Origin of the sequence: Vibrio sp. Vb1018, assembly GCF_033338775.1 — a bacterium.
GTDB lineage: Bacteria > Pseudomonadota > Gammaproteobacteria > Enterobacterales > Vibrionaceae > Vibrio > Vibrio alginolyticus.
Map to the genome: position 1 here is coordinate 331,024 of NZ_JAWOTI010000002.1, position 25,732 is coordinate 356,755.

Consider the following 25,732-nt stretch of genomic DNA (forward strand, 5'->3'; position numbering starts at 1 on the left):
GAGCATTGAAATACAGACTGAAATGTCAGACAAAGGAAGTCACATGACCGGACTACTGCTTGAAAAAGACAGCAATGGCGTTGCCTGGTTGAGCCTGAATCGGCCAGAAAAACACAACGCGTTTAATGACGCATTGATTGCCTCACTAATTGAGACACTAGAACAGCTCGAAAAGGACGATTCTCTCCGTGCACTGGTGTTAACTGCACAGGGAAAACACTTTTCTGCGGGAGCAGATCTGGGCTGGATGCAGTCAATGGCAACCAAAACCGAGGGTGAAAACCTGCAAGATGCACAGCAACTAGCAAAACTTTTGCATACGCTGGATACCTTTAGCAAACCAACCATTGCTATGGTGCACGGCGCTGCATTTGGCGGCGCGCTTGGGCTTATCTGCTGCTGCGATATCGCTATTGGTACACCTGAAAGCCGCTTCTGTTTGAGTGAAGTGAAACTCGGTTTGTTACCCGCGACAATCGGACCCTACGTAATCCGAGCGATTGGACAACGACAAAGCCGACGCTACTTTTTAACCGCGGAACTGATTGATGCCGAAACCGCGCTATCGATGAGTATTCTTCATCAGATAGACGCTCAACCACGTGAAGCCGTCAATCGCACCATTGATCACCTGCTCAACAACGGTCCACAAGCCATGCAGGCTGCAAAAGCACTTTGTTTACGCTGTGATAACCAACCTATCGATCATTCATTAATTGAATACACCAGCCAAGCTATTGCAACCGCTCGCGTGTCCAGTGAAGGACAAGAAGGACTAGCTGCATTTTTTGAAAAGCGCGCCGCCAATTGGAGGAATCATGTTTAAAAGAATACTGATCGCAAACCGCGGTGAAATTGCCTGCCGAATCATTAAAACCGCAAAAAGCATGGCTATAGAGACGGTAGCCGTCTATTCCGAAGCGGATCGCAGCAGCTTACATGTTAAACAAGCGGATTTCGCTGAATTCATTGGCCCCGCTCCGGCGAGTGAATCGTATCTCGATATCGATGCGATTATCGGCGCTGCGAAAAAATGGCAAGCCGATGCTATCCACCCTGGGTATGGTTTTCTTTCCGAGAACCCGAAACTGGCGAAAGCGTGCAGCGAAAATGGCATTGTTTTTATTGGCCCTTCCACCAGCGCAATTGAAGCAATGGGTTCGAAGTCGCAAGCCAAAGCCATCATGTCTGAGGCGAACGTGCCCTTGGTTCCCGGCTATCACGGCACAGACAACAGCGTAGAGCACTTATTAGCGGAAGCTGAAAAAATCGGTTACCCAGTGATGCTTAAAGCAACCCAAGGGGGCGGCGGTAAAGGCATGCGAGTGGTCAATAGCGCAGCCGAAATGCCTCTGGCCATCGACGGTGCGCAGCGTGAAGCACTTTCAAGCTTTGGCGATAAGCAGCTTCTAATCGAAAAATGTATATTGCAGCCTCGCCACGTTGAAGTTCAGGTATTTGCTGACCAACATGGCAACTGTGTCTATCTTTCTGATCGCGATTGCTCCATTCAACGCCGTCACCAAAAAGTAGTCGAAGAAGCACCAGCTCCCGGTCTTAGTGATGAACTGCGTAAACAAATGGGTGAAGCTGCGGTTCAGGCCGCTCAAGCGATCGACTATGTTGGCGCGGGCACGGTGGAGTTCTTGCTCGATAGCCGCGGTGAGTTTTACTTCATGGAAATGAATACTCGTCTGCAAGTTGAACACCCTGTTACTGAATTGATCACCGGCGTTGATTTGGTGGAGTGGCAATTAAAAGTCGCAGCTGGCGAGCATTTACCTATTTCGCAATCTGAAATCACCCACAACGGTCATTCAATTGAGCTGCGAATTTACGCAGAAGGTACAGACAATGACTTTATGCCGTCGACTGGCCGCATTGATTACTTAAAAGAACCCGTATCAGACAGTAGTGTGCGCCTAGCGTGCGTACGCGTTGATAGTGGTGTTACCCAAGGCGATAGCATCAGCGAATATTACGATCCAATGATCAGCAAACTGATCGTCTGGGGGCAAACTCGTGATATCGCTCTAAAGCAGATTAAGCAGGCGTTAACTCAATATCACGTACGTGGAGTAACGACAAACATTGGTTATCTGCACAGTATTATTTCGCAGCCAGCCTTTGCCGAGATTGAGCTCGATACAGGTTTCATCGTCACACATCAACAAGGCATAAATGAGCAGCAAGACGTGTCGGATTCAATCTGGCTTACATTGGCGGCGGTTGCTCGCTGGAATGATCTCATTTCAAAATCAGACAGCTCAACGTTACCCGCGCCAACCAGACGAGGTTTTAGACTGTCAGTTGACAACGTTTACCGATTTAACTTCACGGATGCCAATGCCAACCATCAGGTACGTTTGCAACAATCATCGCAAGATACAGGAACTCACTTCACTGTCCGATGTGGTGAGGAGCTGCATCAGGTCATCCTGCTTGAAAGTGACAACCAGTTTATCGTCGATATTGATAATGTGCGTTACACCTTTAATGCACTTAGCAACGAACAAAAGACAACACTATTTTATCTTGGTCAGCAGCGCACGTTCGCTCATCAACCTAACTTTGACTCTGCAAAAGATGTAGATGATGAACTAAGTCCAACCGCACCACTCAACGGCATAATTTCAGCAGTTATGGTGGCTAAAGGTGACGAAGTGGCGGCGGGCGATCCGCTTTTGGTACTCGAAGCAATGAAAATGGAATACACCATCACGGCTCCGGTAGCAGCAAAAGTCGACGAATTGTTTTATCAGCACGGGGACCAAGTACAGCACGGTTCCATCCTGCTGAATTTGTCTTTGATATCGGATAACGTCAGTGAAGATAAGGAGCGCGAATATGCTACCAGCGAAGGTTAATATCGTCGAAGTCGGCGCTCGTGATGGTCTGCAAAATGAAACGGCAGTGACGCTGGTTGATAAAATCCGTTTGATTAACCAACTAAGCAGCAGTGGCTTAAAGCATATTGAGGCTGGATCTTTCGTCTCTCCAAGGTGGGTGCCTCAAATGGCCGATTCCGATCAGGTGTTTGCTGGTATCTCAAAAAAGCCTGAAGTGGTTTATAGCGCGCTCACACCAAATCTCGCAGGGTTAGAACGTGCGCTGGAAAGCGGTGTAAAGCGAATTGCGGTGTTTGGCTCCGCTTCAGAAACGTTCAGCCAGAAGAACATCAACTGCAGCATTACCGAAAGTCTCGCTCGATTTGAACCCGTTATCGAATTGGCGAACCAGCACAACATTCCTGTACGCGGGTACTTGTCTTGTACCATGGTGTGTCCATATGAGGGAGTAATCAAGCCAGAGCAAACTACCAAGGTCGCCAATACGTTGTTTGATATGGGATGTTATGAGATTTCGCTCGGTGATACTGTCGGTAAAGCAACGCCTAATCGCGTTATCGCCATGCTGGATTCGTTGTTAACGCTACTGCCAAAAGACGCGCTCGCAGTACATTTTCATGACACTTATGGACAAGCATTAGCCAATATCTACCAAGCCTTGTTAATGGGCATCAACACCATTGATAGCGCAGTAGCGGGGCTCGGCGGCTGCCCTTACGCGAAAGGAGCCAGTGGCAATGTTGCAACGGAAGATGTACTTTATCTGTGTGAGCAACTTGGGATTGAAACAGGCGTTGACCTTGGCGTCATCAATGAAGCGGGTTGGCAAATTTGCCGTGCGTTAGGAAAGTCTCCTGCTTCTAGGGTCGCATTAGCTCTGGGCGATCCGTATAGCTTGTAAATCATCAACAACCAATCAGGTAATGTATTTCAACGGGCATGCAGACGTACGTGCCCGTTTTTTGTTGTTACTCATAAAAACCTTAACGCTCAACGGTCTTCATCACATTAATTAGTATCTGATTTCAGCTACAATTTAGTTTCAAACCGAACATATAAAACAGGATCAGGTAAATGCTCATAACATTTCGTTGTCGAAGCCACTCAAACGTCACAATGTTTGGTGATATTGCATTAGATATGCTCAAAATGATGGGTCACAGCGGCACGGTGCCGGGATCAATTTCCGCTCAAGATGTTCCTGACGCGCTATCAAGATTAACTTCTGCTCTATCTGCGAAAAATGCAGCTGAAGAAAACCTCCCTACTGATGTAGACGAAGAGGAAGAACAAGCAGAGCCCGCGGTAAGCCTAGGACGCAGAGCGTTTCCACTGATTGAGTTGCTAAAATCAGCAATCAAAGAAGAATGCGAAGTCATGTGGGACAACCAATAACGCCTTCAAACTGGTTTCTAGCGAGGTGAATCCGTGTTGTGACCGCCTCGCTATGGTTACTCGACACCAAGATAAGAACACCAATACCGCTTATCGCCCTATCCGTTTCTCTCCCTAGACAACTTGATTTGCCCATCAATGTGCACATCTCGTTGTGGAAACGCGATTTCAATGCCGTGCTTTTCGAAAGCTTCGTAGATTTCAAAACGCATGGCACTTGCGACCGAGCGAATACCGCCCTCAACCGTTGAGTTAATCCAAAAATAAGATTCGAAGATCAAAGCATTGTCACCAAAGTCTTGAAAAAACACATCTGGCGCTGGCGAACTCAGAACTTGCGCTTGCTGCGAAGTCACTTCCGCCATTAAGGCAGCAACCTGTTTGACATCGCTCCCATACGCGACGCCGACGACGACCGAGCCACGAACTAATCTGTCGCATAACGTCCAGTTGATCACCACGTTCTCAATCAACTGACTGTTGGGTATGAGCATATGAACACCATCGGTTCGTCTGATTCTCGTTGAACGTGTATTTATTTGCTCGACAGTGCCTTTGGCGCCCTCAACCTCTAAAAAGTCCCCAATTCGAATTGGCTTTTCACCAATCAAAATCCAGCCACTTATGAAGTTGTTAATGATGTTTTGCGCACCAAAACCGAAGCCGATAGCGATGGCACCAGACAGAAAGGCAAACGCGGTAATTGGCACATTGATCATCGAAAGTGTGGTCATAAAAATAATGGCGAGAGCGATGACAAATAATATCCGTTTAACCAAATGAATCACGTTTGGGTCTTTCCCCAATGAGGACATTCTTGACGTAACGGTTTTGATCAAAATTTTTGATAACCATAAAGCGACAATCACCCATGTCGGCACCATCAATATCGCCCATAACGTGATAGGTTGTTCGTTAAAGGTAAACAGCGTTGTTTCTAAAAATGAAATGACCCGTTCGAACATAAAGTGCTCACTCTTGATTCATCGTTGCCAGCAAGCCAGAGCGCATAAGTCTTAAATTTTTAGGTCAATCGATAGCGCAAGCGGCTCAACTAAGTTCTTCTTATTAACTATATTGTAATCTACGTAAAACGCTTCGAGTGGTTTCCCACTTTGGCTTCAACCGATTAAGCCATTTAGGGAGCACGTCTTTGTGAACTAAACGAGCCAATCAACCAACTGGATACGCAAGGCAAACCAGTGATAACTTTCTGATTTTTAAGCGTCAAATTTTCACTTCGAATCACTCTCACTTATTATTATGCACCTTATTGCAATTTATATTGATGGAATGATTGTTATGTCAGAACTGACTCGGATGCGCTCTGGAGAAACCTATAATTGTCTGGATGAAGAACTAAAGCTAATGCGCGCCAAAACTGCGCAGCTTGTCTTCCAGTTTAACCACGAACCAAACCCAGATATCCGTAGACAGCTATTGGCGGAAATGGGCGTCCAATTAAAAAATAGCGCCTGTATAGAGCCACCGCTACAACTTACCTACGGTTGTCACTTGTCCATCGGAGAAAACACCTACATCAACTGGGATGCCATTATTCTGGACAATGGACAGGTTGAGGTTGGCGCGAACGTCATGATTGGGCCTAGAGTACAAATTTACACAGCCGCTCATTCACTCGATACGCAAAGACGCTTAGCCGGAGATGAGATCGCCAAACCGGTAAAAATCGGCAATAACGTTTGGATTGGTGGGGGCGCTATCATACTGCCAGGCGTGACCATTGGTGATGAGGCCGTCGTCGGCGCTGGCTCTGTCGTAACCAAAGACGTTGCGCCGGGCGATCGAGTTGTTGGAAATCCGGCGCGCTCCATTAAACCAAAAAACTGAAGAAAGTCGCTATTTCGCCAAATGATCGCGAATAATATTAGCGAGCAGATTGAGAGCATGAACATATTTGTCATTGAGCTCAAAAGAAGCGTTAAGACGAATACAGTGATCGTATTGTTCTGTCAGGCTGAACATCTTTCCCGGTGCGATGCTGATATTACCTTTTAGTGCTTCTCGATATATCGGCAAGGCATCAATATGCTTGGGGAGCTCTAACCAAATAAAGTACCCACCGCTTTGGCTTAACACTTTGACTGCTTCAGGTAACAGCTCACTAAGCAGAACCGTCATCTTACTTTTACGTTCAAACAGCTTTTTCCGTAACTGCTTCAAATGCGATTCATAATTGCGGCTTGTTAAATAGTGCACCAATGTCATTTGCACTGGTGCACTCGTCGCTAATGTACTCATTAGCTGTAACTTTTGTACCTCTAGCGCCCGCTTTCCCGCCGCAACCCAACCAATACGTAGCCCTGCGATTAATGATTTTGAAAACGAGGAGCACAACATGGTATTACCCGTGTCATCAAACATTCTTAGTGGGTAAACCGAGTCATTCTCGGCATGCAGTTCGCTGTACACATCATCTTCAATTACTGGCACGTTATATCGCTGTGTCAGTTCAATCAGCTTTTGTTTTTTCTCGTTGGAAAGCGTAAAACCCAGAGGATTCTGGAAGTTCGACATCAGCCAACATGCTTTCACATCGTGTGTTTGCAGCGCTCGTTCCAATGAGTCTAGGTCAATGCCCGTGACTGGGTCTGTTCTTACTGAGAGCGCTTTCAAACCTAACCGCTCTAAGGATTGCAAAGCGCCATAGAATGCAGGCGACTCCACAACCACCCAATCTCCCGGTCTTGTACAAGCTTGCAAACTGAGCGTTAACGCCTCCAGCGCGCCTGCCGTAATGACAATTTCATCGGGTGAAATTTCAATGCCTTTCGCAGCATAACGCTTCGCGATGATGGTGCGTAATTGCTCGTTTCCCGGCGGTAAGTTATCAAAGGTGGTGGAAATCGGCATATTGCGAGCGGCTGCGCTCATCGCCCGATTCACGTGATATCGTGGGTACAAACGTGGGTCTGGATAGGCAAAGCCAAAATTGATCATGGATGGATTTTTACTCGCCTGCAGAACATCAAAGATAAACTCATTGATGTCTACCTGCTCAGTCCACGAAACCGCGGCTGGCGCTTGGGGTTCATTTGAGCTCTTAATATTGGGCGCGACTCGATAACCAGATCGCGGCTGTGACGTGACCCAGCCTTGAGATTCCAGAATTTGATACGCGTGCAACACCGTCATCAAGCTCAAACCCGAGTGTTCAGATTGGCGACGCAGCGAAGGCAGCTTGTCACCCGGATGCCATATCCCCGATTTTATCTGCCTTTTAAGCTGTTCCACTAACTCTTGATACTTCGCCAAACGCAAATCCCCTTCCATAAAGCCGAATTCAAAATAATAACACTTCAATATTTAATCTGTTATAGGTTTATAGTCACTGTCTGTACCTACTTCCCTCATTCCGCTCCTTTTAAAATAGCTCTCTCATAAAACTTAAAAGATCAAAGGAAGTTTAATGTTTGGCCTCGACGCATTTATGCTTGCACGGATACAGTTCGCCTTTACGGTATCCTTTCATATTATTTTCCCCGCTATCACCATAGGTTTGGCCACCTATCTCGCCGTGCTGGAAGGCTTATGGCTAAAAACACGTAATCCCGATTACCAAAAGCTCTATCACTTCTGGTCGAAAATTTTTGCGGTTAACTTTGGAATGGGTGTTGTATCTGGTCTTGTCATGGCCTATCAATTCGGCACCAACTGGAGTGGTTTCTCCGACTTCGCTGGTTCTATCACAGGCCCATTACTGACTTATGAAGTGTTAACGGCTTTCTTTCTCGAAGCCGGATTTCTTGGAGTAATGCTGTTTGGGTGGCGTCGCGTCGGCGAAAAGCTGCACTTTTTTGCAACCTCGATGGTGGCGTTAGGAACGATCATTTCGACGTTCTGGATTCTCGCCTCCAACAGTTGGATGCAAACGCCACAAGGCTATGAAATTGTCGACGGACGTGTGGTGCCAACCGACTGGTTTGCTATCGTTTTCAATCCTTCATTTCCTTATCGTTTGGCGCACATGAGCGTCGCGGCTTTCGTCAGTTCAGCACTCTTTGTAGGCGCGTCAGCCGCTTGGCATTTATTGAGAGGCAATCAATCGACTTCGGTAAAAACCATGTTTTCGATGTCGCTCGGGATCTTAGTGTTCCTTGCGCCACTCCAAGCCGTGATTGGCGATGTGCACGGGCTAAACACCTTGGAATACCAGCCCGCCAAAATCGCCGCCATCGAAGGACATTGGGATAACAGCGATGGCAAACCAACCCCATTGATATTGTTCGGCATGCCAAACATGGAACAAGAACGCACAGACTATGCCTTAGAAATTCCTGTTTTAGGAAGTTTGATCCTACGCCACAGTTTAACTGAGCCAATCCCGGCGCTGAAAGACTTCCCGAAAGAGGAACGACCGAACTCACCTATCGTCTTTTGGTCATTTCGAATCATGGTCGGGCTAGGACTTCTGATGATTTTTCAGAGCTTCTACAGCATATGGTTACGAAAAAAGAACACGCTTTATACCTCGCGTTGGTTCCTCAAGTTTTCATTGTTTATGGGGCCATCTGGTCTTATCGCAATACTCGCTGGCTGGTTTACGACAGAGGTTGGTCGGCAACCTTGGGTCGTGTATGGCGTACAAAAAACGCGTGATGCGGTTTCTGCACACGGAGACCTACAAATGAGCATCAGCCTGCTGTGTTTCCTTGTTGTATACAGCTTGGTGTTTGGTTTTGGGTATTACTACATGATCCACCAAATCAAGAAAGGCCCCGATGCAATCGAACACGATGAGCACGACATGACGACCGTTTCAGGTCGCATTTAGAATTTGTCACAAAGTGAAGGTAGAAAATATGCATTTTGATTTATCCGTGATTTGGTTCGCGATCATCGTTTTTGCCACTTTGATGTACATCATCATGGACGGCTTCGATTTGGGTATTGGAGTGCTGATGCCCTTCATCAAGGATGAAAAGCAAAAAGACGTCATGGTCAACAGTGTCGCACCTGTTTGGGACGGTAACGAAACTTGGATTGTACTTGGAGGCGCATCTCTATTTGGCGCTTTTCCGATGGCTTACGCGGTGATTATTGAAGCGCTAACCATCCCTTTAACGTTGATGTTGATTGCTTTGATCTTTCGTGGCGTCGCGTTTGAGTTTCGCTTTAAAGCATTGGAAAGCCACTTAAAGTTCTGGGATCGCTCTTTTATGGTCGGCTCGATTTTAACCACGTTTTTCCAAGGCATCGTTGTTGGCGCGGTAATTCAAGGCTTTGCGGTGGAAAACCGCGTCTTCGTAGGTAGCCAACTCGACTGGCTCAGCCCTTTTCCCATCTTTTGTGGTTTGGGTTTAGTCGCAACGTACGCGCTGCTTGGTAGCACATGGCTCATCATGAAGACGGAAGGTGAACTGCAAAACACGATGTACCGCTTCACTAACAAAACACTACTGGCGATGATCTCCGCATTAGTCATTGTGAGCGCTTGGACTCCACTTGCTTACCCTACCATTGCGGAAAGATGGTTTTCTCTGCCTAATTTGTTCTACTTACTGCCCGTACCAGTCATTACTGGACTGGTATGTTTGAAGATTGCTGACTCCGTTAAAAAGCGTAAAGAGCGCAGCCCTTTCGTGATGGCGCTAGTGATCGTGATTCTCGGGTTCGCTGGGCTTGGCATCAGTATCTGGCCAAATATCATTCCTCCTAGCATATCAATATGGGAAGCAGCGGCTCCTGCAAGCAGTCAGCGCTTTATGCTCGTTGGAGCAGTGATCATCATCCCGATCATTCTGGCTTACACCTTTTGGAGTTACTACGTCTTCTCCGGAAAAGTAAAAGAAGGTGAAGCGTACCATTAACGAGTTGATAAGGAGTGAGTATGAAAATCAAAAATTGGTGCCGCCAATGGGCTTGGATGGTTGGAATTTGGGTCGTTAGCGTCGCTGCATTAGGGTTAGTGTCTATGTTATTTCGCGTCATGATGACCGCTGCAGGGTTAAAATCTTAGCTCGACACGTTTAAGTCAATAAAAAATGGATGCCTCTAGATCTTGTGTAAGAGCTAGAGGCGTTTGCATTCAAGTCCGACTTTTCACGTGTGCAGACAATACGATCGTAGATTCTAAACCGCGAGCCACTTCAAAATAACCACCAGCACGAGATAGCTGACGAGCCGTCAATTTTTCTTTGCCTAGCTTTTCAAACCAATAAGGCGCTAATGAGCACTGAGCCGAGCCTGTGGCAAGATCTTCTGAAATACCGATTTTAGGTGCAAAGTAACGCAGCACATAGCTACTATCAGAACTTTGAGCCGTCACGATGACCGCATGAAACTCATCAATTTTAATCAGCTCATCAAAGTTAGGTTGATAGCGAACAACATCATCTTCGGATTCGAGAACAACAACCAAATCACGCGTTGTAAAAGCATCTACGGGGTGATTGGAAAAGCCTGAAATACCCAAGGGGATGGCATGAGGCTTGGCTTGCCAACTTGGCATCACGATCCTGTACATTCCATCCAGTCCAGTAACGGTAACATGACCATACTGACTTTGTAGAATGACCTCGTTCTTATGATAGTTGGAAATGATTGCAGCGCCTGCGCCCAAACTTCCGTGTCCGCATAGGTTGATCTCTCCTTCTAGGCTAAACCAGCGAATGTAGTAGTCACTACCAGACTGAACCACAAATGATGTGACAGGTTGAGCGACCTGATGAGTGATTTGAAGTAACTCAGAATCACTCAGCCAGTGATTTAGTTCGACAACGCCACAAGGGTTACCTTTAGCCAATTCATCACAAAATACATCATATATTTGCGCTTTAATCATCCATCATCCTTGCTGTTTAACGCCGCATTAAGTTGTAAACAACGCTATCACTAACCCGAAACCACTACACTGCAAAAACGAAACCTAAAAATGACAAGCCTCGGGAGTTCCTCTTAAATGCTTTGTTAGTCTTTTTATGCATCTATCTTGGCTAGTTCAACCGTAAAACCCATGTTTTGTAACCGTCTACTGTGATGACGCAGGTTTACTTTTGAAAAAAAAATGGCAAGTGCACTTCACCTTTCTTCTTGTTTCTTAGGGTTGATTATATCGACCTCTTCGTAGCCTTCTTTGATCAAATATGCAACGACATTAAGCTTCATTTCATCCCTCACCACTCCTACACATAAGCAACTAACATCTCATCAAAGCTATCTATATGGTATGACATCTGTCATAAATATTACCAATCGTAATGAATAGCTTTATCCTATTAAATCCACTAAATGGCTTTCATTAAACTCTGATAGCTTTTGCAGCTTTAGACTGGCTTCATTAAACTCTTGGTAGAACTTATCAGGTTGAGGTATCACGACTGTTTTTATGTTTGCTCGTGTTGCCGCAAGCATGCCCGAATAAGAGTCTTCAAAGGCAATACAGTTACTTGAATCTACACCTAGTTTATTGATTGTTGAAAGGTAGACATCTGGCTCTGGCTTACCCTGCTCTACATCGTCTGACGATGATATCGCGTCAAAGTAACTGGCAATACCGAGTTTGTTCAAAATGATGGGAATGAGTTGATAAGGTGAATTAGTAGACAACCCTATCTTAAACCCTTTTTCCTTAAGCAATTTGAGTGTTTCTGTAACACCCTCTAATTCGCATCCTTTTTCAATTATTAATGCCTCCACTTTATCCACAACAGCATTCTCTACTTCCTCTAGGCTCTTTTCTTGCCAAGGATTACGTTCATACCAAAACCTTGTTACTTCACCTGTCGTCATAGTTGCAGTCTGCTTTGACAGCACTTCGGTCACTTGGACACCAACTGATGAAAACACCAGCTTTTCCGCTTCCTTCCACAAAGGTTCTGAATCAATCAGCAACCCGTCCATATCAAAGACCGCAGCGTATATCATTGGTACATCCTCAGTAAGTTCTATTCGTGGAGTAAGATTTGTCTATTCAACCAAAGCATAGCTTTGCATATAACGAGTGAGAGTATCACATTTGCCTGTGGCTATCAGAGCCAGTTCGATGACTCATCTTTAAGCCTCAACATGACCGATGTTCGTGGCTACTTTTAACGCTTGTTTATTGAGATTAGATGCCTCCCAAGCAACAACAACACGACTAGTGAGAGGGATATCCTCAATCTCGGCGACTGTCGCGGAATCATCGAGATGTTCAGCCAGTGAGCGCGGAACGAGAGCAATACCTAACCCGGCCTGCGCCATGGCAATCGTCGTACGAAGTTGCGGTGCTGCGAACTGTGGTGCGAGCCTTACTCCTGCGTCGGCAAAAAGTGTGCTCATGCCATCAAACAATGCGGGGCCCGTCTCTCGTGGAAACAGTAAAATTTTATGGTCTCTCAACTGTTTCATCTGGATACAGGGATATTTTGCCAGTTCGTGGCCCGCCGGAATCACTGCGACAAACGGGTCGTTAAACAACACCTTGTGCTCAAAAGGCTCACTGGCGTAACAGGGTAGCCGCATGATTGCGAGATCAAGTTGTTTGCTTTTTAACTGAGTGGCAAGCTCTGGCATTGACAGTTCCGCCGTCTGTAAATGAACCCCATTCTCTTGAATACGCCCAATCCTCTCCAATACCTTAATGCAGGTTGATGTTGACGTCGCGAACCCAATTTTAACCTGCGTATTTTCACCACGGGCAATCTGTCGGGCTTTTGCTTTAGCGCGTTCCACATCAGCAAGAATATTTACCGCATCCATATAAAAGACTTGCCCTGCATGGGTCAGTTCTACTCCTCTAGACAAGCGCTTAAATAAGTCCACGCCAAGCTCGTGCTCTAGCTTTTTGATTTGTTGACTCAAAGGAGGTTGCGCAATCCCTAGCTGTTCAGCCGCTCGGGTAAAGTGACGAGTCTCGGCGACCGCGACAAAATACTTCAGGTAGCGAAATTCCATATATTTTCCATATCAAAATAAATCTTTTTTATATTGGATTTAGCACCGTGTAGAAGTCAATCTAAATATACTCTTCATTGCATAACTGGTCTTACTCATGCGTGGATTTTATAACCCTCTATGTGCTTGTTCGCTTGAAGTAGCGAAAGAATTTTCTGAATACCATCATGTTACCGGAGATGGTGAGATTTATCAGACTTCGTTAATGAGTGCTTTGATCGCTGGTGTTTACGAAGGCTCGACAACCATAGAAGAACTGCTGAAACATGGGGATTTTGGTTTAGGTACCTTCAATGAATTGGATGGTGAGTTGATTGCGTTTGATAAGGAAGTTTTTCAACTCAAGTCGGATGGCTCCGCAAACCCGGCAGACCTGGCGCAAAAAACGCCCTTTGCTGTCATGACTTTTTTTAAGCCTGATATCGAGCTGCCACTGACATCGCGCATGTCACGTCATGAAGTCCATAGCATCATAGACGAGATGGTTCCAAGCGATAACCTATTTTGCGCAGTGCGCATTGATGGCGTTTTCGATTCAGTTCGTACTCGCACCGTACCTAAACAAACACGCCCTTATCGGCCAATGCTTGAAGTGGTCAAAGAACAACCAACGTTCCGCTTCACGCATAAGCAAGGCGTGGTCGCCGGCTTTCGCAGTCCTAAATATACGACTGGCATCAATGTGCCCGGCTATCACGAACACTTTATTACCGATGACCGCCAAGGAGGTGGTCATATTCAGGATTACAGCATTTCGTCAGGGTTCCTCCAGATTGGCAAAGTCTCGCGGCTAGTGATTGATACCCCGGTATCGACAGACTTCCTCAACGCCAATTTGGCTCCGGAAGATATAAATACCGCCATAGAAAAGGCGGAAAAGTAACAAAGTCAGGCAAATAATAAGGACAACAAATGCAATCCAAACCTTCAAATAAAAATGGATCTCAGTTGATCGCTCAACAGCTAGAGTCTCTCGGCATTAAGTACATTTTCGGTATTCCCGGTGCAAAAATCGATCGACTGTTCGATGCGATTGAAGACACTAACATCCAAATGATTCCGGTACGCCACGAAGCTAACGGCGCATTTATGGCGGGCGTTATGGGAAGACTAACCGGCAAAGCAGGCGTCACCATGGTTACGTCAGGCCCTGGCTGTGGAAATCTAGTTACGGGAGTGGCAACAGCAAACTCCGAAGGCGATCCGCTGATTGCTATCGGTGGTGCGGTGAAACGAACTGACCAGCAAAAACAAACACACCAGAGCATGGATACCGTCAGTATTTTTCGCTCTATAACTAAGTTCAGTGCTGAAGTGCAGCATGTGGACGCCGCAAGCGAGATCATGGCGAACGCATTTCGTATCGCAGAGTCAGGTCGTCCTGGGGCTTGCTTTTTGAGTCTCCCCCAAGATGTTTTATCCGAGCAAACCCAAACGGACATTATTGTCCCCTCGCCTTACACACAGCCTGGTTGCGCAGACATCGCAGCAATCGAAGAAGCGGTCAGTCGAATCAGTAAAGCAAAGCGCTGTGTGGTTTTACTTGGCCTTCACGCGAGCCGCAGTAAAAACGCTGCTGCTATCGCCCGATTTCTTCAAAATACGCAGCTACCCGTTGTCGGCACTTACCAAGCCGCCGGCACGGTAGACATCAATTACTATCATCACTTTGCTGGGCGTGTCGGTTTGTTTAATAACCAACCTGGCGATGTTTTACTGCGGGACGCCGATTTAATTCTCACCATCGGCTTTAGCCCAATAGAGTATGACCCTGAGCTTTGGAACAGCCACCGCAACCCAGTGATTCACCTCGATATTGAACCGGCAGAATACCAACTTAATTATCAGCCTTGTGTTGAAATCGTCGGAAACATTGCGCAGTCATTAGACAAGATGGGCAGCTATATCTCTGAATATGCCCGCCTTTCCCCAACGGCACTTTCAGTACTGGAAGAGGTAGCACTGCAACGGCAAGTGATCAAAACCTATCCCAATGTCTATCACAAGCAAGGATTTCATCCACTGGCACTGATTAAAGCCATGCAATCTATCATCACACCAGATACCACGCTATGTCTTGATATGGGGAGCTTCCACATCTGGATCGCTCGTTACTTAAGTTGTTTTCGAGCTCGCCAAATGCTGGTGTCTAACGGCCAACAAACAATGGGCGTTGCACTACCATGGGCCATTGGTGCCAGCCTACTAAAACCTGGTAGCAAAGTGGTATCGATATCAGGAGACGGCGGTTTTATGCAATCGAGCATGGAGTTAGAAACCGCGGTTAGACTGAACTGTAATATCGTCCATATTGTGTGGGTTGATAACGCCTACAACATGGTAGAAATGCAAGAGATCAACAAATATCAGCGCTGCTCTGGTGTGAAATTTGGACCAATTGATTTCAAGGCGTACGCCGAATCATTTGGCGCGAAAGGCTTCGCAGTGACTAGTCAACACGAATTGCTACCGACATTGAATAAAGCCATGGACGTTGAAGGACCAGCAGTGGTGGCTATCCCCGTAGATTACAGCGACAACGACAAACTGATGTTGCCGCGCACAGAGAAAAATCAAGATCCCGTTTTTGTAAGTTTCGAAGGAGAAATCGCATGAGAGGATTAAAAAATAAAGTCGCACTCGTCACTGGTTCTGCCAATGGTATTGGTTTGGCCATCGCAAAACGTTTGTATGAAGAAGGCGCAAACGTCGCTCTTGCCGATTGGAATGAAGAGCAGTTGGCAAACGCCGTTGAGGGCTTTGATAAACAGCGTGTGTCTGCGCATTCTATTGATGTTTCTGACCCAGAAAAAGTCGCAGCACTGATTTCTGATGTTGTTACCCGTTTCGGTAAACTGGATATTTTAGTAAACAATGCTGGCGTACATGTCCCTGGTTCCGTGATTGAAGGTAGTGTGGAAGACTGGAAGAAGATCTCAGGTGTAAACATTGATGGTGTTGTTTATTGCGCGAAGTTTGCTTTGCCTGAACTCTTAAAAACGAAAGGTTGTATGGTAAATACCGCGTCCGTTTCCGGTTTGGGTGGTGACTGGGGTGCCGCATTCTATTGCGCGAGTAAAGGTGCAGTGGTGAACCTTACCCGAGCGATGGCATTGGACCATGGTGCGGATGGGGTAAGAATTAACGCCGTATGCCCAAGTTTAGTAAAAACCAACATGACAAACGGCTGGCCGCAGGACATCCGCGATAAATTCAATGAGCGCATTGCGCTTGGCCGAGCAGCCGAACCTGAAGAAATTGCGTCTGTCGTGACTTTCTTGGCAAGTGATGACGCATCTTTCATTAATGGCGTAAACCTACCTGTAGACGGCGGCGCCACCGCATCAGATGGTCAACCTAAAATAGTATAAGCATGAAATAGACAGATCAGTAAGAGACGTTCTACTACCTTTCGGATCGATGCTGATCTGTCGCTTTACGCTCTGAGCACATAACCCGTGCCAGCAATAAACTCAACCACTCAACCGCTGTTAGAGATATCTCAACAACTTAAACCAGCAACGAGAAATTAATGTTTCACACAAACCGACAAACTATGTGAGCATTCCATCAGACATAGAGTGAAGACTTATGTATCAGCGATTCACAAAGAACCAGACAGTTTCCGCAAATACTTTCTAAAGAAGTCTCAGTGACGACTAACGTTTCTGCCACACCATCCATTGCTCTCTGCCTTTAAAAACCTCAACACTGTTTGCCACCACTGAGGACTTCACAAGTTCAAACGTGGGCTCTAGAAAAGCTGCCAACTCCCCACTTCGCAAACAAAATGGAGGGAAGCGAGAGTGGTAATCATCATCTATAACGAAATAACCAATTAACAAACCGTCTCTTGGCAGCAATTTATCCACCATCGAAAAGTATTCTGACCACATGTCTCTCGGTAGTGCTGCGAGAAAGGCCCGCTCGTAAATGACATCAAACGAGTGAGAAAAATCGGCATTAAATACATCACCCAATACGACTTTATCTTTGTAGTTACCTAACGCTGATTGCGCCATTTTTACCGCTTCTTGGCTGTAATCCATCGCGATCACGTCATGCCCATATTGAATAAAAGTGCTCAGTTCATAAGCGGCACCACACCCAGGAATAAACACTGACTGGCCTACATGAAGTGAATTGTCGAGATAGTCCTTGAGTTCTTGAGGTGTCGATTGGGCATCCCAAGGCATAGTGCCTCGGATAAACAAATCATCCCAGAATTGTGTGTTAATCATTGGTGCCTGTTTCATTTACCCGCTCCCTGATTGCGGTAGTAAAAAATAAAGGGATACGCAGCGCAATGTGGTATCCCTTTTCTAGCCTTTTGTCTGACGTTGTTAGTTTTTTATGACAACCACTTTCTACTGCACTTATGCCACCAATGAGTTAACTGCGAAGATCATTGATTAACGGCTGCTCCGCTTGGTTCGGTACAAACTGGACATTGCCTTTCAGTTTAGTGACAGACTGGAGTGTTGCTTGAATGTCCTCTGCTGATACATGCACATCATGACAACAGAAAGTAATGGCATCGTTGAAGCCATCGCGTTCAATTTTCAAGGAGCCTTTAATATCGTGGCGACGACAGACTTCTTGGATCTGATGCGGATAAACAAACAGCCCTTTTACTTTCACCGCAGAGTCTGCTCGTCCCATCCAGCCCTTAATTCGTGCATTCGTGCGTGAAGAATCAGAACTAATCTCTAGATATGCCGATAAATCTCCCGTTGCGTAGCGAATCAGCGGGAACTTCTCATCAAGCGACGTTACAACGACTTCACCGACTTCTCCCGGTTGTACAGGAACACCATCAGGATCAACGATTTCAACAATAATATCTTCGGCAATCACTAATCCTTGTTCACCAGACACTTGATAAGCAATCAAACCAAGCTCTGCACTTGCGTAGGCTTGAAAGACTGCAATGCCTTTTTCCTCAAACATCTGTTGCATGTCTGCTGTAACCGCTTCACCAGAGACCAGAGCTTTCTCAAAGCTAGGCAGCTCATCGTATGTCTCTTGGTACTTTTGTAGCAACGTCAGCAAATACGAAGGTGTGCCAGTGTAACCATTAGGTTGAAGCTGTTTAATTGCCTCTATTTGCGCTTCGGTATTGCCTACTCCAGCCGGAAATACAGCGCAACCACAAGCTCTTGCGCCACCATCCATAATAAATCCGCCAGGTGAGAAATGGTAAGAGAGCGTGTTATGCACTAAATCACCCGCACAAAACCCAGCTGCGTGAAACGCACGCCCCATACGCCAGAAATCGGCCTCATCCGTTTGAGCCTCATATAAAGGCCCAGGAGACTGAAAAACACGCGCCATTTGACCAATGGCAACGCTATTTAAACCACCAAACGGCGGTTCAAGTTGCTGCTGATTAGGTACATTGAACTTACGTGTAATCGGGAACTGAGCAAGCCCTTCACGATTGTTTGCCAATGTAGGATCTAACTCAGAAAAATGCGCTGCGTAATGTTCGCTATTGGCTTTCGAATTCTCAATCAGCGCTGGCAAACGTTGAAACAGCGACTCTTCTCGCGCCTGTAGAGACAACGATTCTTTCGCATCAAATAGTTCGTTCATCCTTGCTCCTTACAACCAACGCTTACGACGTTTGTAAGATTTCAGATTCTTAAAGCTCTTGCGATCTTCATCGCCTCCGCCAAGGTAGAATTCTTTTACGTCTTCATTGTTTAACAGTTCGTGCTTGCTGCCATCTAGTACGATTTTGCCTGATTCCATGATGTAACCGTAATCGGCCGCTTGAAGAGCGAAGTTGGCATTCTGTTCAACCAAAAGCATGGTAATACCTTGCTCTTTGTTGATCTTGTTAATAATGCTGAATACTTCTTTAACTAGCAGTGGAGAAAGCCCCATAGACGGTTCGTCCAACAAAATCATCTTCGGTCGAGCCATTAAAGCTCGGCCAATCGCTAACATTTGTTGCTCACCGCCAGACAAATAGCCCGCCAGGCCAGTGCGCTCTTTGAGTCGCGGGAAATAGTCAAACACCATTTCGATGTCTTGTTCAACTTCGTTGTCAGTGCGTGTATAAGCGCCTAAGCGAAGATTTTCTATTACCGTCATATCTTCAACAATTCGGCGCCCTTCCATAACTTGGAAGATGCCCGAACGGACGATCTCTTCCGGGCTTTTGTTGTCTATACGCTCGCCCATGAAGTTGATTTCGCCGCGCGTCACTTCACCATCTTCGGTTTTCAATAAACCAGAAATGGCTTTCAACGTTGTGGATTTACCCGCACCGTTGGCGCCCAGTAAGGTCACAATCTGCCCTTTTGGAACTTCTAAACTCACACCGCGAAGTACTAGTATTACTTCGTCGTAGACGACTTCAATGTTGTTCACTGAAAGCAGTATTTCTGCCGGTTCGATATTCGTTGCTAATTCAGCCATCAAGCTACTCCTTGCTAGGGTGAGAGTGTTCTCTCACCCATCCTTATTTTCAGTAAGCTTTGTTATTAATAAGTCGTAGATTAGTAACCTAGCCAATCGTCACGACGTGACAATGTCACCTGAGATACTTTCTTAATATCAACTGCGCCGCCATCGTTGTTGCCCATAAAGACGTTCACGGTTGTTGTGCCTCGGTGATCTTCCGGTTTCCAGTTCGCAGGGACACAAACACCTTCTAAGCCTTGTGGTACCCAGTTGTCATGGACATACATGCCCTTCTTGATGTTTTCACCTGTGATACCACCGTTGTCTTTCGCCCACTCCATCGCTTCTTTCATATAGAACGCAGAACAAATACCGCGAATGTAATGGTGAGTTCTGAATTCGCCCGGCTCTGATTCAGACTGCTTAGAAATCTCACGAACCAGCTTCATGCCTTCGTTATCGTCTCCCCAAAACGCCGTCATACCTGGGAAAACGTAATCTTTAAGGCCATCGCCTGCTGCTTCAAGCACTGGCTTGTCGCCGCCCCAAATGTTTGCCATGTACTGGAACTCTGTCCCAACCGTGTTACAAGACTTCACTAGTGAGATAACCGAGCTACCGATATTGGCAATGTAACCGTAGTTGGTGCCTGACTCTTTCAGCGACAAACATTGCGCTTTGAAGTCCCCAGGTTTTAGTGACACAACGACTGGGTTTTGCACATCAAAACCAAGCTCTTTGGCGTACTCTGCACACGCTTCTTTTGGCGCATTCGGGAATGGATGGTTATCGCCAATGTGCGTAAATTTCGGCGCACCTTGATTGCCCTTAGATTCCCAATCTTCTTTCGCCCACTTAACTAGCGCACGGCACGCATCTGAGTACGACGCACCATAAAAGAAATTATAAGGCGCTGGTTTCGCGGTTTTTGGGTTTTTGCCAGTTGGGTCAGTTAAGTGACCAGAGTAAGAAGCAGAGAACACCGGCACTTTGTCTTTGGTAACAAACGAAATAAGCGCTTCGGTATCCGCCGTACCCCAACCTTGCAGCGCAACCATGTCTTTACGCGCAACCCAACGTTTATAGTTAGAAATCGCCACTGGTACTTTGTACGCCATGTCTACTGTTTCAAATTCGAGCTCGGTACCGTTAATGCCACCGTTTTGGTTAATCCAACGCAATGCGTCTCGCACGCCAGAACCATAAGGCTTGCTCACATAGGCAGTTGGTCCAGAAAAGTCGACTAATTGCCCGACAAACACAGAATCTTTTGCCCAAGTTGCGGTAGTAAACAGTGCAGATGACAGCACCAACGTTGTCGCTAAATGTCCTTTGTTCATAACTCGTTGTCCTTGTTATTGAGGTATATTCCACTTAATTCCACGTTAATATGAGAACGGATAGTGTTTCCAATATGCTCGAATCTGTTGCCAGCGATGTGATAATCCTTGAGGTTCGAAAATGAGGAACAGCATGATGACTAGACCAATCGCCATCTCTTTGAAGTAAGCCAGACCATCAGTGAAAGCGGTGGTATCACCAAACGCTGAAAGCCCCGTTACGCCAAACTCCAAAACTTCAGGCAGCAATACGATAAATATCGTCCCCATCAATGTGCCTTTGACTGAACCCAAGCCACCAATGATGATCATTGCCAAGAACTGGATAGACATCATGATGGTGAAGCCTTCTGCTGATACAAACCCTAGATAATGTCCGTAGAGTGCACCCCCGATGCCCGCATAGAATGCACACACTCCAAATGAGAGCAGACGATACTTGGTTAGGTTGATGCCCATGATCTCTGCTGACAGATAGTGATCTCGTACTGAGACAAACGCGCGACCGTCACGAGAACGGATTAAGTTTGATGCCCACATATACATGAAGATCAGCGCAAACAGAGCGATGTAGAAGAAGCTTTCGTCAGTCGTAAACTCAAAGCCAAACAAATTAATTGGGTTCGCGCTTGCACCGTATGAGCCGCCACTGAACCAATCTGCGCGAGCAAAGAAGTCCTCTAAAATAAACTGCGCCGCCAACGTTGCGATAGCTAGATATAAACCTTTAATTCGAGCGGCTGGCAGACCAAACAGCATCCCCACAATCATGGTTAAGTAACCCGCAAGCGGAATCGCAAACACGACTGGAATGTTAAACTGGTTATTTAGCCAAGCCGATGCAAAGGCGCCAAAGCCAAAGAACGCACCGTGACCTAGCGAGATTTGTCCGGTAAAACCAACCAGAATGTTTAAGCCCAATGCCGCGATACCGAGGTATGCAATCTGAATAAACAGGTTTAGGAAGTAAATATCCAAGACCAGCGGTGCTGCCAGCATGGCGATGACACCAGCAATCGCAAGGCTTCTGATGGTTTTGGTTTCAAAAATTGGCGTATCGCTTTTGTATGTGGTTCGAAAATCCCCACATGGGCGCATGCTAAGTTGAGCCATGTTATTTCTCCTTAAATACGCTCAATATCTTTGGTACCAAACAGGCCATATGGCTTGAAGGCAAGAATGATTAACAGCACATAGAATGGTGCGATGTTGTACAGGTTACCCACTTGCAGGTATTGGCTATCAAAAAACTCAGCCAAGTTTTCTAGCACCCCGATGGTAATACCACCGACAATTGCGCCAACTACTGAATCTAAGCCACCCAAAATAACGGCTGGGAAAACTTTGATACCAATAATGGATAGCGCGTCAGATACGCCGTTAACGATACCGATAACAATCCCTGCTGTTGCAGATACCATTGCCGAAATGGCCCAACTGATGGCGAACACTTTCTTGATGGAAATGCCAAGACTCTGGGCTACTTGCTGGTTGAATGCCGTTGCGCGCATTGCCAGACCCATTTTGCTGAATTTGAAGAACCAGTAGAACGCGCCCATGATGAGCATTGAGAAGATCAAGCTCAGAATGTAAGCAAACTCAACATTCAAACCTCCGATATTTACCACGTTGGTTTCGAACACTTGCGGGTACGACACAGCAGAGACACCGAATATCCACTTCATCAGCGCTTGGAAAAACATCGATAGACCGATAGTCACCATGATCACAGAGATAATCGGTTCACCAATCAACGGTCTGAGCACAATGGTTTGCACGGCGATACCAAAAATCATCATGAACGCGAGCGTGAGTAAAAAGCCGATAAAAAACGGTAACTGTAGGTGTACCAATGCCGCCCAACATACCCATGCGCCAATCAACAAGAACTCCCCCTGAGCAAAGTTGACCACCTGGGTCGATTTGTAAATCAATACAAAGCACATGGCGACAACGCCATACAACATGCCAACGATCACGCCATTAATGACGAGTTGCAGTAATAAATCCGTATTCACTATGCGATCCTCCGTTGTTCGCTATCCACTAGTGTTGGCTCATGCTCAATAAGCGTTTCAATAACTAGCGACGTTTGAATGCGTGTTTTGGTGCCATCTTGATAAGTGATCACTGTATCGACATCGACTTTTGGATCGTCGCTGTAGATGGTTTCGATGATGTCTCCGTATTTCTCTGCAACCACACCACGGCGTACTTTACGTGTGCGAGTTAGCTCTCCATCGTCGGCATCCAGCTCTTTGTAAAGTAGAATGAATTTGCTGATCTTCTGTGCATCCGGTAGGGATTCGTTCACTTTTTGAACTTCTTCACGAATCGCTTGGTACACTTCTGGTTGAGCAGATAAGTTGGTGTAGTTGGTAAATGCCAAGCCGCGTTGCTCTGCCCACTTCGCGACGATCGCATAGCGAATACAGATGATGGCAGACAGCCAAGGTCGACCTTTACCTACCACCACGGCTTCTGCAATAAACGGCGAGAACTTGAGTTTGTTTTCGATAAACTGTGGCGAATAACGGTCGCCATGGCTGGTTTCCGACATATCTTTCAGACGATCAATCACCACCAAGTGACCGGAATCTTTAAAATAGCCCGCATCGCCTGTGTGCATCCAACCATCTTGAACATCTTCATCATATGCTGCTTGGTTGTTTAAGTAGCCAGTAAACATGCCTGTACTTTTCGCGATGATTTCACCAACGCCATTGCTGTCTGGGTTGATGACTTTCACTTCTGCATTATCAAACGCAACACCAACGGAATCGTAATCCACATCATCCGCTTGGTGCACGGTGTATGCGCCACACATTTCGGTCTGACCATAAAGCTGCTTAAGTGGCACACCAATAGCTTGTAGGTAACGGAAAGTATCCGGTCCCATCGCCGCACCGCCGGTTGCCGCAGATGTCAGGTTCGAAAACCCTAAACGATCACGCAGAGCACGCAGAAGAATCCATTCGGCGAGTTTAGAACGTTTTCCCTGCTCTAACGCTTTGTTGGCTAAGCTCATGCCCAGTTTGTACATCTTTTGCTTAAACGGTGTCGAATCCATCATTCGTGCAGACACGTCTGCCACAATGTTTTCCCACACTCGCGGCGCTAAAAGCACAAAGTTTGGGCCGATTTCACGCAAGTCGGACATCATGGTTTCTTGTTCTTCCACAAAGTTAACGATTTGACGAGAAATCAACGCCTGACCAACCACGTAAACCTGCTCCATAATCCAAGGCAAAGGCAGAACAGAAACGTAGTTGTCGCCTGGGGAACGAGGGTCTGCACGCAAGTAAGCCGCACAGTGATCCAAGAACGTGCCACTGTGTAGCTGAGCCAATTTTGGTTTAGAAGTCGTACCCGACGTTGTACAAAGAATTGAAAGATCGCTGCCTTTGGTTTCAACAACCATATTGAGATATTTGTCTGGGTCCGCTTTATCAATCAGCTGACCTTTTTTGTAGACCTGTTCAACATCAATCAATCTTGGATCATCGTATTTACGCATTCCACGAGGATCGCAGTAAATAATGTATTCGACGCTAGGAATTTCATCACCAAGCTCAAGCAGCTTGTCGCATTGCTCTTCATCTTCGGCAATCACGACTTTTGCTTTGGCATAGTTGATAAGGTATGCCACCTCTTCGTGCATGGAATCTTGATAGATGCCCAGCGAGAAACCTTTGATCGCATGTGCCGCTAACTCGCCCCATACCCATTCAGGGCGGTTATCACCTAGCAAACCAACGACATCTTGTTCGCCAATACCTAAATCTTGTAGTGCCAGTGCCATCCACTTGACGCGGTTTTCATAATCTTTCCAAGTGAACTCTCGCCAAATACCAAACTCCTTTTCACGCATTGCGACTTGTTCGGGCCAGTTCTTGGCATTGTGTTGCAACACTTTTGGAAAGGTATCTAAGCGGGTTATATCTGCCCAATCATTATGTTGCTGTGCCATTATGCACTCTCCTCTAATGTCGGTAGCTCTTCGCCTAAGTACGCTTGTTTCACATGTGGGTTGGCCATCACTTCTTCAGGCTCACCCGTAGCAATGTGTTTACCGAAATCCAAAACCAAAACGCGATTAGAGATGTCCATGACCACGCCCATGTCGTGCTCAATCATAATGATCGTGATATCTAATTCTTCATTCAGATCCATGATGTAACGTGCCATGTCTTCCTTTTCTTCCAAGTTCATACCTGCCATTGGTTCATCAAGCAGCAGTAACTTAGGTTTTAAGGCAATGGCACGAGCAAGCTCTACACGCTTACGTAAGCCGTAAGATAGGGTGCCTGCAGTCGCTTTTCGGATGTGCTGGATTTCTAGAAAATCGATCACGTCTTCCACATATTTGCGGTGCGCCATCTCTTCTTTCTGCGCATTGGAGAACCAATAGAGTGGCCCCGTGACGAAGTTATTTTTCAGTAGGTGGTGTCGGCCAACCATGATGTTGTCCAGTACCGACATATGAGAAAAGAGCGCCAAGTTTTGGAAGGTTCTTCCCAACCCTAACTCAGCTCGTTGGCTAGGTGTCCGTTTAGTTACGTCATCTCCAGCGAAGATTACAGAGCCTTTATTTGGTGTGTATCGACCAGAGATGCAATTGAGCATTGAGGTTTTACCTGCACCGTTTGGGCCAATGATTGAAAAAATTTCCTTTTCATTCACATGGAAGCTCACGTCAGTTAAAGCTTTCACCCCACCAAAAGCCAATGAAATATCGTTTACCTGCAACAGAGGCGATTCCGATACCATAGTTGATCTCCCTTTCGTTATTTTAAGTGCGTTCCATTGAGCACTATTTGATCAAACCTAACTTTGATA

25 protein-coding genes are annotated in these 25,732 nt (G+C 46.3%); 11 read left to right on the plus strand and 14 right to left on the minus strand.

Annotated features, from left to right (window positions below; all coding sequences use genetic code 11):
* Positions 1-43 precede the first annotated feature (43 nt).
* The 4 genes from R7Z10_RS03835 (at position 44) to R7Z10_RS03850 (ending at position 4,244) form a co-directional block, all read left to right on the plus strand.
* The gene (locus R7Z10_RS03835; RefSeq protein ID WP_256900924.1) at positions 44-826 is read left to right on the plus strand and encodes an enoyl-CoA hydratase-related protein; all 783 of its coding nucleotides are present in this window, start codon (positions 44-46) and stop codon (positions 824-826) included.
* Entirely contained in the window at positions 819-2,867 is a 2,049-nt protein-coding gene (locus tag R7Z10_RS03840) for an acetyl/propionyl/methylcrotonyl-CoA carboxylase subunit alpha (protein WP_318104023.1), read from the plus strand. Before R7Z10_RS03835 ends, R7Z10_RS03840 begins: the two co-directional genes overlap by 8 nt.
* Positions 2,848-3,750 (plus strand): hydroxymethylglutaryl-CoA lyase, encoded by a 903-nt coding sequence (locus R7Z10_RS03845; RefSeq protein ID WP_062731026.1) that lies wholly within the window; start codon positions 2,848-2,850, stop codon positions 3,748-3,750. Before R7Z10_RS03840 ends, R7Z10_RS03845 begins: the two co-directional genes overlap by 20 nt.
* A gap of 173 nt (positions 3,751-3,923) precedes the next feature.
* Positions 3,924-4,244 carry a DUF1840 domain-containing protein gene (locus R7Z10_RS03850; protein WP_005373256.1) on the plus strand — a complete coding sequence of 107 codons (321 nt, stop codon included), beginning with the start codon at positions 3,924-3,926 and terminating at the stop codon, positions 4,242-4,244.
* A 98-nt stretch (positions 4,245-4,342) separates the two neighbouring features.
* Here R7Z10_RS03850 and R7Z10_RS03855 read toward each other — a convergent pair whose 3' ends face one another.
* Positions 4,343-5,209 (minus strand): mechanosensitive ion channel domain-containing protein, encoded by an 867-nt coding sequence (locus R7Z10_RS03855; RefSeq protein WP_318104025.1) that lies wholly within the window; start codon positions 5,207-5,209, stop codon positions 4,343-4,345.
* A 337-nt stretch (positions 5,210-5,546) separates the two neighbouring features.
* Here R7Z10_RS03855 and R7Z10_RS03860 point away from each other — a divergent pair, with 337 nt between their 5' ends.
* Positions 5,547-6,095, plus strand: coding sequence for a sugar O-acetyltransferase (locus R7Z10_RS03860; RefSeq protein ID WP_005373259.1), 549 nt, complete (start codon positions 5,547-5,549; stop codon positions 6,093-6,095).
* A gap of 9 nt (positions 6,096-6,104) precedes the next feature.
* Here the strand turns inward: R7Z10_RS03860 and R7Z10_RS03865 are convergent, their stop codons facing one another.
* The gene (locus R7Z10_RS03865; RefSeq protein ID WP_318104133.1) at positions 6,105-7,538 is read right to left on the minus strand and encodes a PLP-dependent aminotransferase family protein; all 1,434 of its coding nucleotides are present in this window, start codon (positions 7,536-7,538) and stop codon (positions 6,105-6,107) included.
* Between the two features lie 136 nt (positions 7,539-7,674).
* On the opposite strand from R7Z10_RS03865, the gene R7Z10_RS03870 reads away from it, so the two are divergent.
* Genes R7Z10_RS03870 through R7Z10_RS03880 form a run of 3 tightly spaced genes read left to right on the plus strand, consistent with a single transcriptional unit; the run spans position 7,675 to position 10,224 of the window.
* The gene (locus R7Z10_RS03870) at positions 7,675-9,039 is read left to right on the plus strand and encodes a cytochrome ubiquinol oxidase subunit I (RefSeq protein WP_017633681.1); all 1,365 of its coding nucleotides are present in this window, start codon (positions 7,675-7,677) and stop codon (positions 9,037-9,039) included.
* 28 nt (positions 9,040-9,067) lie between these two features.
* Positions 9,068-10,075, plus strand: coding sequence for a cytochrome d ubiquinol oxidase subunit II (gene cydB / locus R7Z10_RS03875; protein WP_017633682.1), 1,008 nt, complete (start codon positions 9,068-9,070; stop codon positions 10,073-10,075).
* 20 nt (positions 10,076-10,095) lie between these two features.
* Positions 10,096-10,224 (plus strand): DUF2474 domain-containing protein, encoded by a 129-nt coding sequence (locus R7Z10_RS03880; protein ID WP_005373267.1) that lies wholly within the window; start codon positions 10,096-10,098, stop codon positions 10,222-10,224.
* Positions 10,225-10,293: 69 nt separating this feature from the next.
* Here the strand turns inward: R7Z10_RS03880 and R7Z10_RS03885 are convergent, their stop codons facing one another.
* The 4 genes from R7Z10_RS03885 to R7Z10_RS03895 all read right to left on the minus strand — a co-directional run bounded on the left by R7Z10_RS03885 (position 10,294) and on the right by R7Z10_RS03895 (position 13,142).
* A complete protein-coding gene (locus R7Z10_RS03885) occupies positions 10,294-11,049 on the minus strand; it encodes a PhzF family phenazine biosynthesis protein (protein WP_318104030.1) in 756 nt (251 codons plus the stop codon).
* Positions 11,050-11,183: 134 nt separating this feature from the next.
* Complete coding sequence (locus R7Z10_RS23790) at positions 11,184-11,273, minus strand: DUF6119 family protein (RefSeq protein ID WP_347879297.1); 90 nt, start codon at positions 11,271-11,273, stop codon at positions 11,184-11,186.
* Positions 11,274-11,474: 201 nt separating this feature from the next.
* Positions 11,475-12,131 carry a hexitol phosphatase HxpB gene (gene hxpB / locus R7Z10_RS03890; RefSeq protein ID WP_318104031.1) on the minus strand — a complete coding sequence of 219 codons (657 nt, stop codon included), beginning with the start codon at positions 12,129-12,131 and terminating at the stop codon, positions 11,475-11,477.
* Positions 12,132-12,260: 129 nt separating this feature from the next.
* Complete coding sequence (locus R7Z10_RS03895; protein ID WP_318104033.1) at positions 12,261-13,142, minus strand: LysR family transcriptional regulator; 882 nt, start codon at positions 13,140-13,142, stop codon at positions 12,261-12,263.
* Positions 13,143-13,239: 97 nt separating this feature from the next.
* Between R7Z10_RS03895 and budA the strand changes: the two genes are divergently transcribed.
* From budA to R7Z10_RS03910, 3 genes are read left to right on the plus strand one after another with little or no spacing between them, the layout of a single operon-like run.
* Positions 13,240-14,025, plus strand: coding sequence for an acetolactate decarboxylase (gene budA, locus R7Z10_RS03900; protein ID WP_017633685.1), 786 nt, complete (start codon positions 13,240-13,242; stop codon positions 14,023-14,025).
* A 29-nt stretch (positions 14,026-14,054) separates the two neighbouring features.
* Complete coding sequence (alsS, locus tag R7Z10_RS03905) at positions 14,055-15,758, plus strand: acetolactate synthase AlsS (RefSeq protein ID WP_213869872.1); 1,704 nt, start codon at positions 14,055-14,057, stop codon at positions 15,756-15,758.
* Complete coding sequence (locus R7Z10_RS03910) at positions 15,755-16,513, plus strand: SDR family NAD(P)-dependent oxidoreductase (protein ID WP_017820351.1); 759 nt, start codon at positions 15,755-15,757, stop codon at positions 16,511-16,513. Before alsS ends, R7Z10_RS03910 begins: the two co-directional genes overlap by 4 nt.
* 288 nt (positions 16,514-16,801) lie before the next feature.
* Here R7Z10_RS03910 and R7Z10_RS03915 read toward each other — a convergent pair whose 3' ends face one another.
* From R7Z10_RS03915 to R7Z10_RS03950, 8 genes are all read right to left on the minus strand, one after another.
* The gene (locus tag R7Z10_RS03915; RefSeq protein ID WP_318104035.1) at positions 16,802-17,398 is read right to left on the minus strand and encodes a methyltransferase domain-containing protein; all 597 of its coding nucleotides are present in this window, start codon (positions 17,396-17,398) and stop codon (positions 16,802-16,804) included.
* A gap of 136 nt (positions 17,399-17,534) precedes the next feature.
* Positions 17,535-18,737 (minus strand): AMP-binding protein, encoded by a 1,203-nt coding sequence (locus R7Z10_RS03920; protein ID WP_318104036.1) that lies wholly within the window; start codon positions 18,735-18,737, stop codon positions 17,535-17,537.
* A gap of 9 nt (positions 18,738-18,746) precedes the next feature.
* On the minus strand, positions 18,747-19,568 hold the full coding sequence (locus R7Z10_RS03925) for an ABC transporter ATP-binding protein (protein WP_005373283.1): 822 nt from the start codon (positions 19,566-19,568) through the stop codon (positions 18,747-18,749).
* 80 nt (positions 19,569-19,648) lie between these two features.
* Positions 19,649-20,893, minus strand: coding sequence for an ABC transporter substrate-binding protein (locus tag R7Z10_RS03930; RefSeq protein ID WP_005373285.1), 1,245 nt, complete (start codon positions 20,891-20,893; stop codon positions 19,649-19,651).
* Between the two features lie 45 nt (positions 20,894-20,938).
* Positions 20,939-22,006 (minus strand): branched-chain amino acid ABC transporter permease, encoded by a 1,068-nt coding sequence (locus R7Z10_RS03935; protein WP_005382737.1) that lies wholly within the window; start codon positions 22,004-22,006, stop codon positions 20,939-20,941.
* Positions 22,007-22,017: 11 nt separating this feature from the next.
* On the minus strand, positions 22,018-22,911 hold the full coding sequence (locus R7Z10_RS03940; RefSeq protein ID WP_005373295.1) for a branched-chain amino acid ABC transporter permease: 894 nt from the start codon (positions 22,909-22,911) through the stop codon (positions 22,018-22,020).
* Positions 22,911-24,863 carry a long-chain fatty acid--CoA ligase gene (locus tag R7Z10_RS03945; RefSeq protein WP_005382741.1) on the minus strand — a complete coding sequence of 651 codons (1,953 nt, stop codon included), beginning with the start codon at positions 24,861-24,863 and terminating at the stop codon, positions 22,911-22,913. The genes R7Z10_RS03940 and R7Z10_RS03945 overlap by 1 nt, the downstream gene beginning before the upstream one ends.
* Positions 24,863-25,663, minus strand: a complete 801-nt coding sequence (locus R7Z10_RS03950) for an ABC transporter ATP-binding protein (protein WP_005373297.1) — start codon at positions 25,661-25,663, stop codon at positions 24,863-24,865. Before R7Z10_RS03950 ends, R7Z10_RS03945 begins: the two co-directional genes overlap by 1 nt.
* Between the last annotated feature and the right edge of the window lie 69 nt (positions 25,664-25,732).

Excerpts from the sequence above, each read along its gene's own strand:
- R7Z10_RS03835 (WP_256900924.1), top strand. The coding sequence starts at position 44 with ATGACCGGACTACTGCTTGAAAAAGACAGCAATGGCGTTGCCTGGTTG.
- R7Z10_RS03870 (WP_017633681.1), top strand. The coding sequence starts at position 7,675 with ATGTTTGGCCTCGACGCATTTATGCTTGCACGGATACAGTTCGCCTTT.
- R7Z10_RS03850 (WP_005373256.1), top strand. The coding sequence starts at position 3,924 with ATGCTCATAACATTTCGTTGTCGAAGCCACTCAAACGTCACAATGTTT.
- cydB (WP_017633682.1), top strand. The coding sequence starts at position 9,068 with ATGCATTTTGATTTATCCGTGATTTGGTTCGCGATCATCGTTTTTGCC.
- R7Z10_RS03935 (WP_005382737.1), bottom strand. The coding sequence starts at position 22,006 with ATGGCTCAACTTAGCATGCGCCCATGTGGGGATTTTCGAACCACATAC.
- R7Z10_RS03920 (WP_318104036.1), bottom strand. The coding sequence starts at position 18,737 with ATGAACGAACTATTTGATGCGAAAGAATCGTTGTCTCTACAGGCGCGA.
- R7Z10_RS03915 (WP_318104035.1), bottom strand. The coding sequence starts at position 17,398 with ATGAAACAGGCACCAATGATTAACACACAATTCTGGGATGATTTGTTT.
- R7Z10_RS03840 (WP_318104023.1), top strand. The coding sequence starts at position 819 with ATGTTTAAAAGAATACTGATCGCAAACCGCGGTGAAATTGCCTGCCGA.
- R7Z10_RS03925 (WP_005373283.1), bottom strand. The coding sequence starts at position 19,568 with ATGGCTGAATTAGCAACGAATATCGAACCGGCAGAAATACTGCTTTCA.
- R7Z10_RS03845 (WP_062731026.1), top strand. The coding sequence starts at position 2,848 with ATGCTACCAGCGAAGGTTAATATCGTCGAAGTCGGCGCTCGTGATGGT.
- R7Z10_RS03895 (WP_318104033.1), bottom strand. The coding sequence starts at position 13,142 with ATGGAATTTCGCTACCTGAAGTATTTTGTCGCGGTCGCCGAGACTCGT.
- R7Z10_RS03860 (WP_005373259.1), top strand. The coding sequence starts at position 5,547 with ATGTCAGAACTGACTCGGATGCGCTCTGGAGAAACCTATAATTGTCTG.
- R7Z10_RS03880 (WP_005373267.1), top strand. The coding sequence starts at position 10,096 with ATGAAAATCAAAAATTGGTGCCGCCAATGGGCTTGGATGGTTGGAATT.
- R7Z10_RS03950 (WP_005373297.1), bottom strand. The coding sequence starts at position 25,663 with ATGGTATCGGAATCGCCTCTGTTGCAGGTAAACGATATTTCATTGGCT.
- R7Z10_RS03855 (WP_318104025.1), bottom strand. The coding sequence starts at position 5,209 with ATGTTCGAACGGGTCATTTCATTTTTAGAAACAACGCTGTTTACCTTT.
- R7Z10_RS03865 (WP_318104133.1), bottom strand. The coding sequence starts at position 7,538 with ATGGAAGGGGATTTGCGTTTGGCGAAGTATCAAGAGTTAGTGGAACAG.
- R7Z10_RS03885 (WP_318104030.1), bottom strand. The coding sequence starts at position 11,049 with ATGATTAAAGCGCAAATATATGATGTATTTTGTGATGAATTGGCTAAA.
- R7Z10_RS03930 (WP_005373285.1), bottom strand. The coding sequence starts at position 20,893 with ATGAACAAAGGACATTTAGCGACAACGTTGGTGCTGTCATCTGCACTG.
- R7Z10_RS03910 (WP_017820351.1), top strand. The coding sequence starts at position 15,755 with ATGAGAGGATTAAAAAATAAAGTCGCACTCGTCACTGGTTCTGCCAAT.
- hxpB (WP_318104031.1), bottom strand. The coding sequence starts at position 12,131 with ATGATATACGCTGCGGTCTTTGATATGGACGGGTTGCTGATTGATTCA.
- R7Z10_RS03945 (WP_005382741.1), bottom strand. The coding sequence starts at position 24,863 with ATGGCACAGCAACATAATGATTGGGCAGATATAACCCGCTTAGATACC.
- alsS (WP_213869872.1), top strand. The coding sequence starts at position 14,055 with ATGCAATCCAAACCTTCAAATAAAAATGGATCTCAGTTGATCGCTCAA.
- budA (WP_017633685.1), top strand. The coding sequence starts at position 13,240 with ATGCGTGGATTTTATAACCCTCTATGTGCTTGTTCGCTTGAAGTAGCG.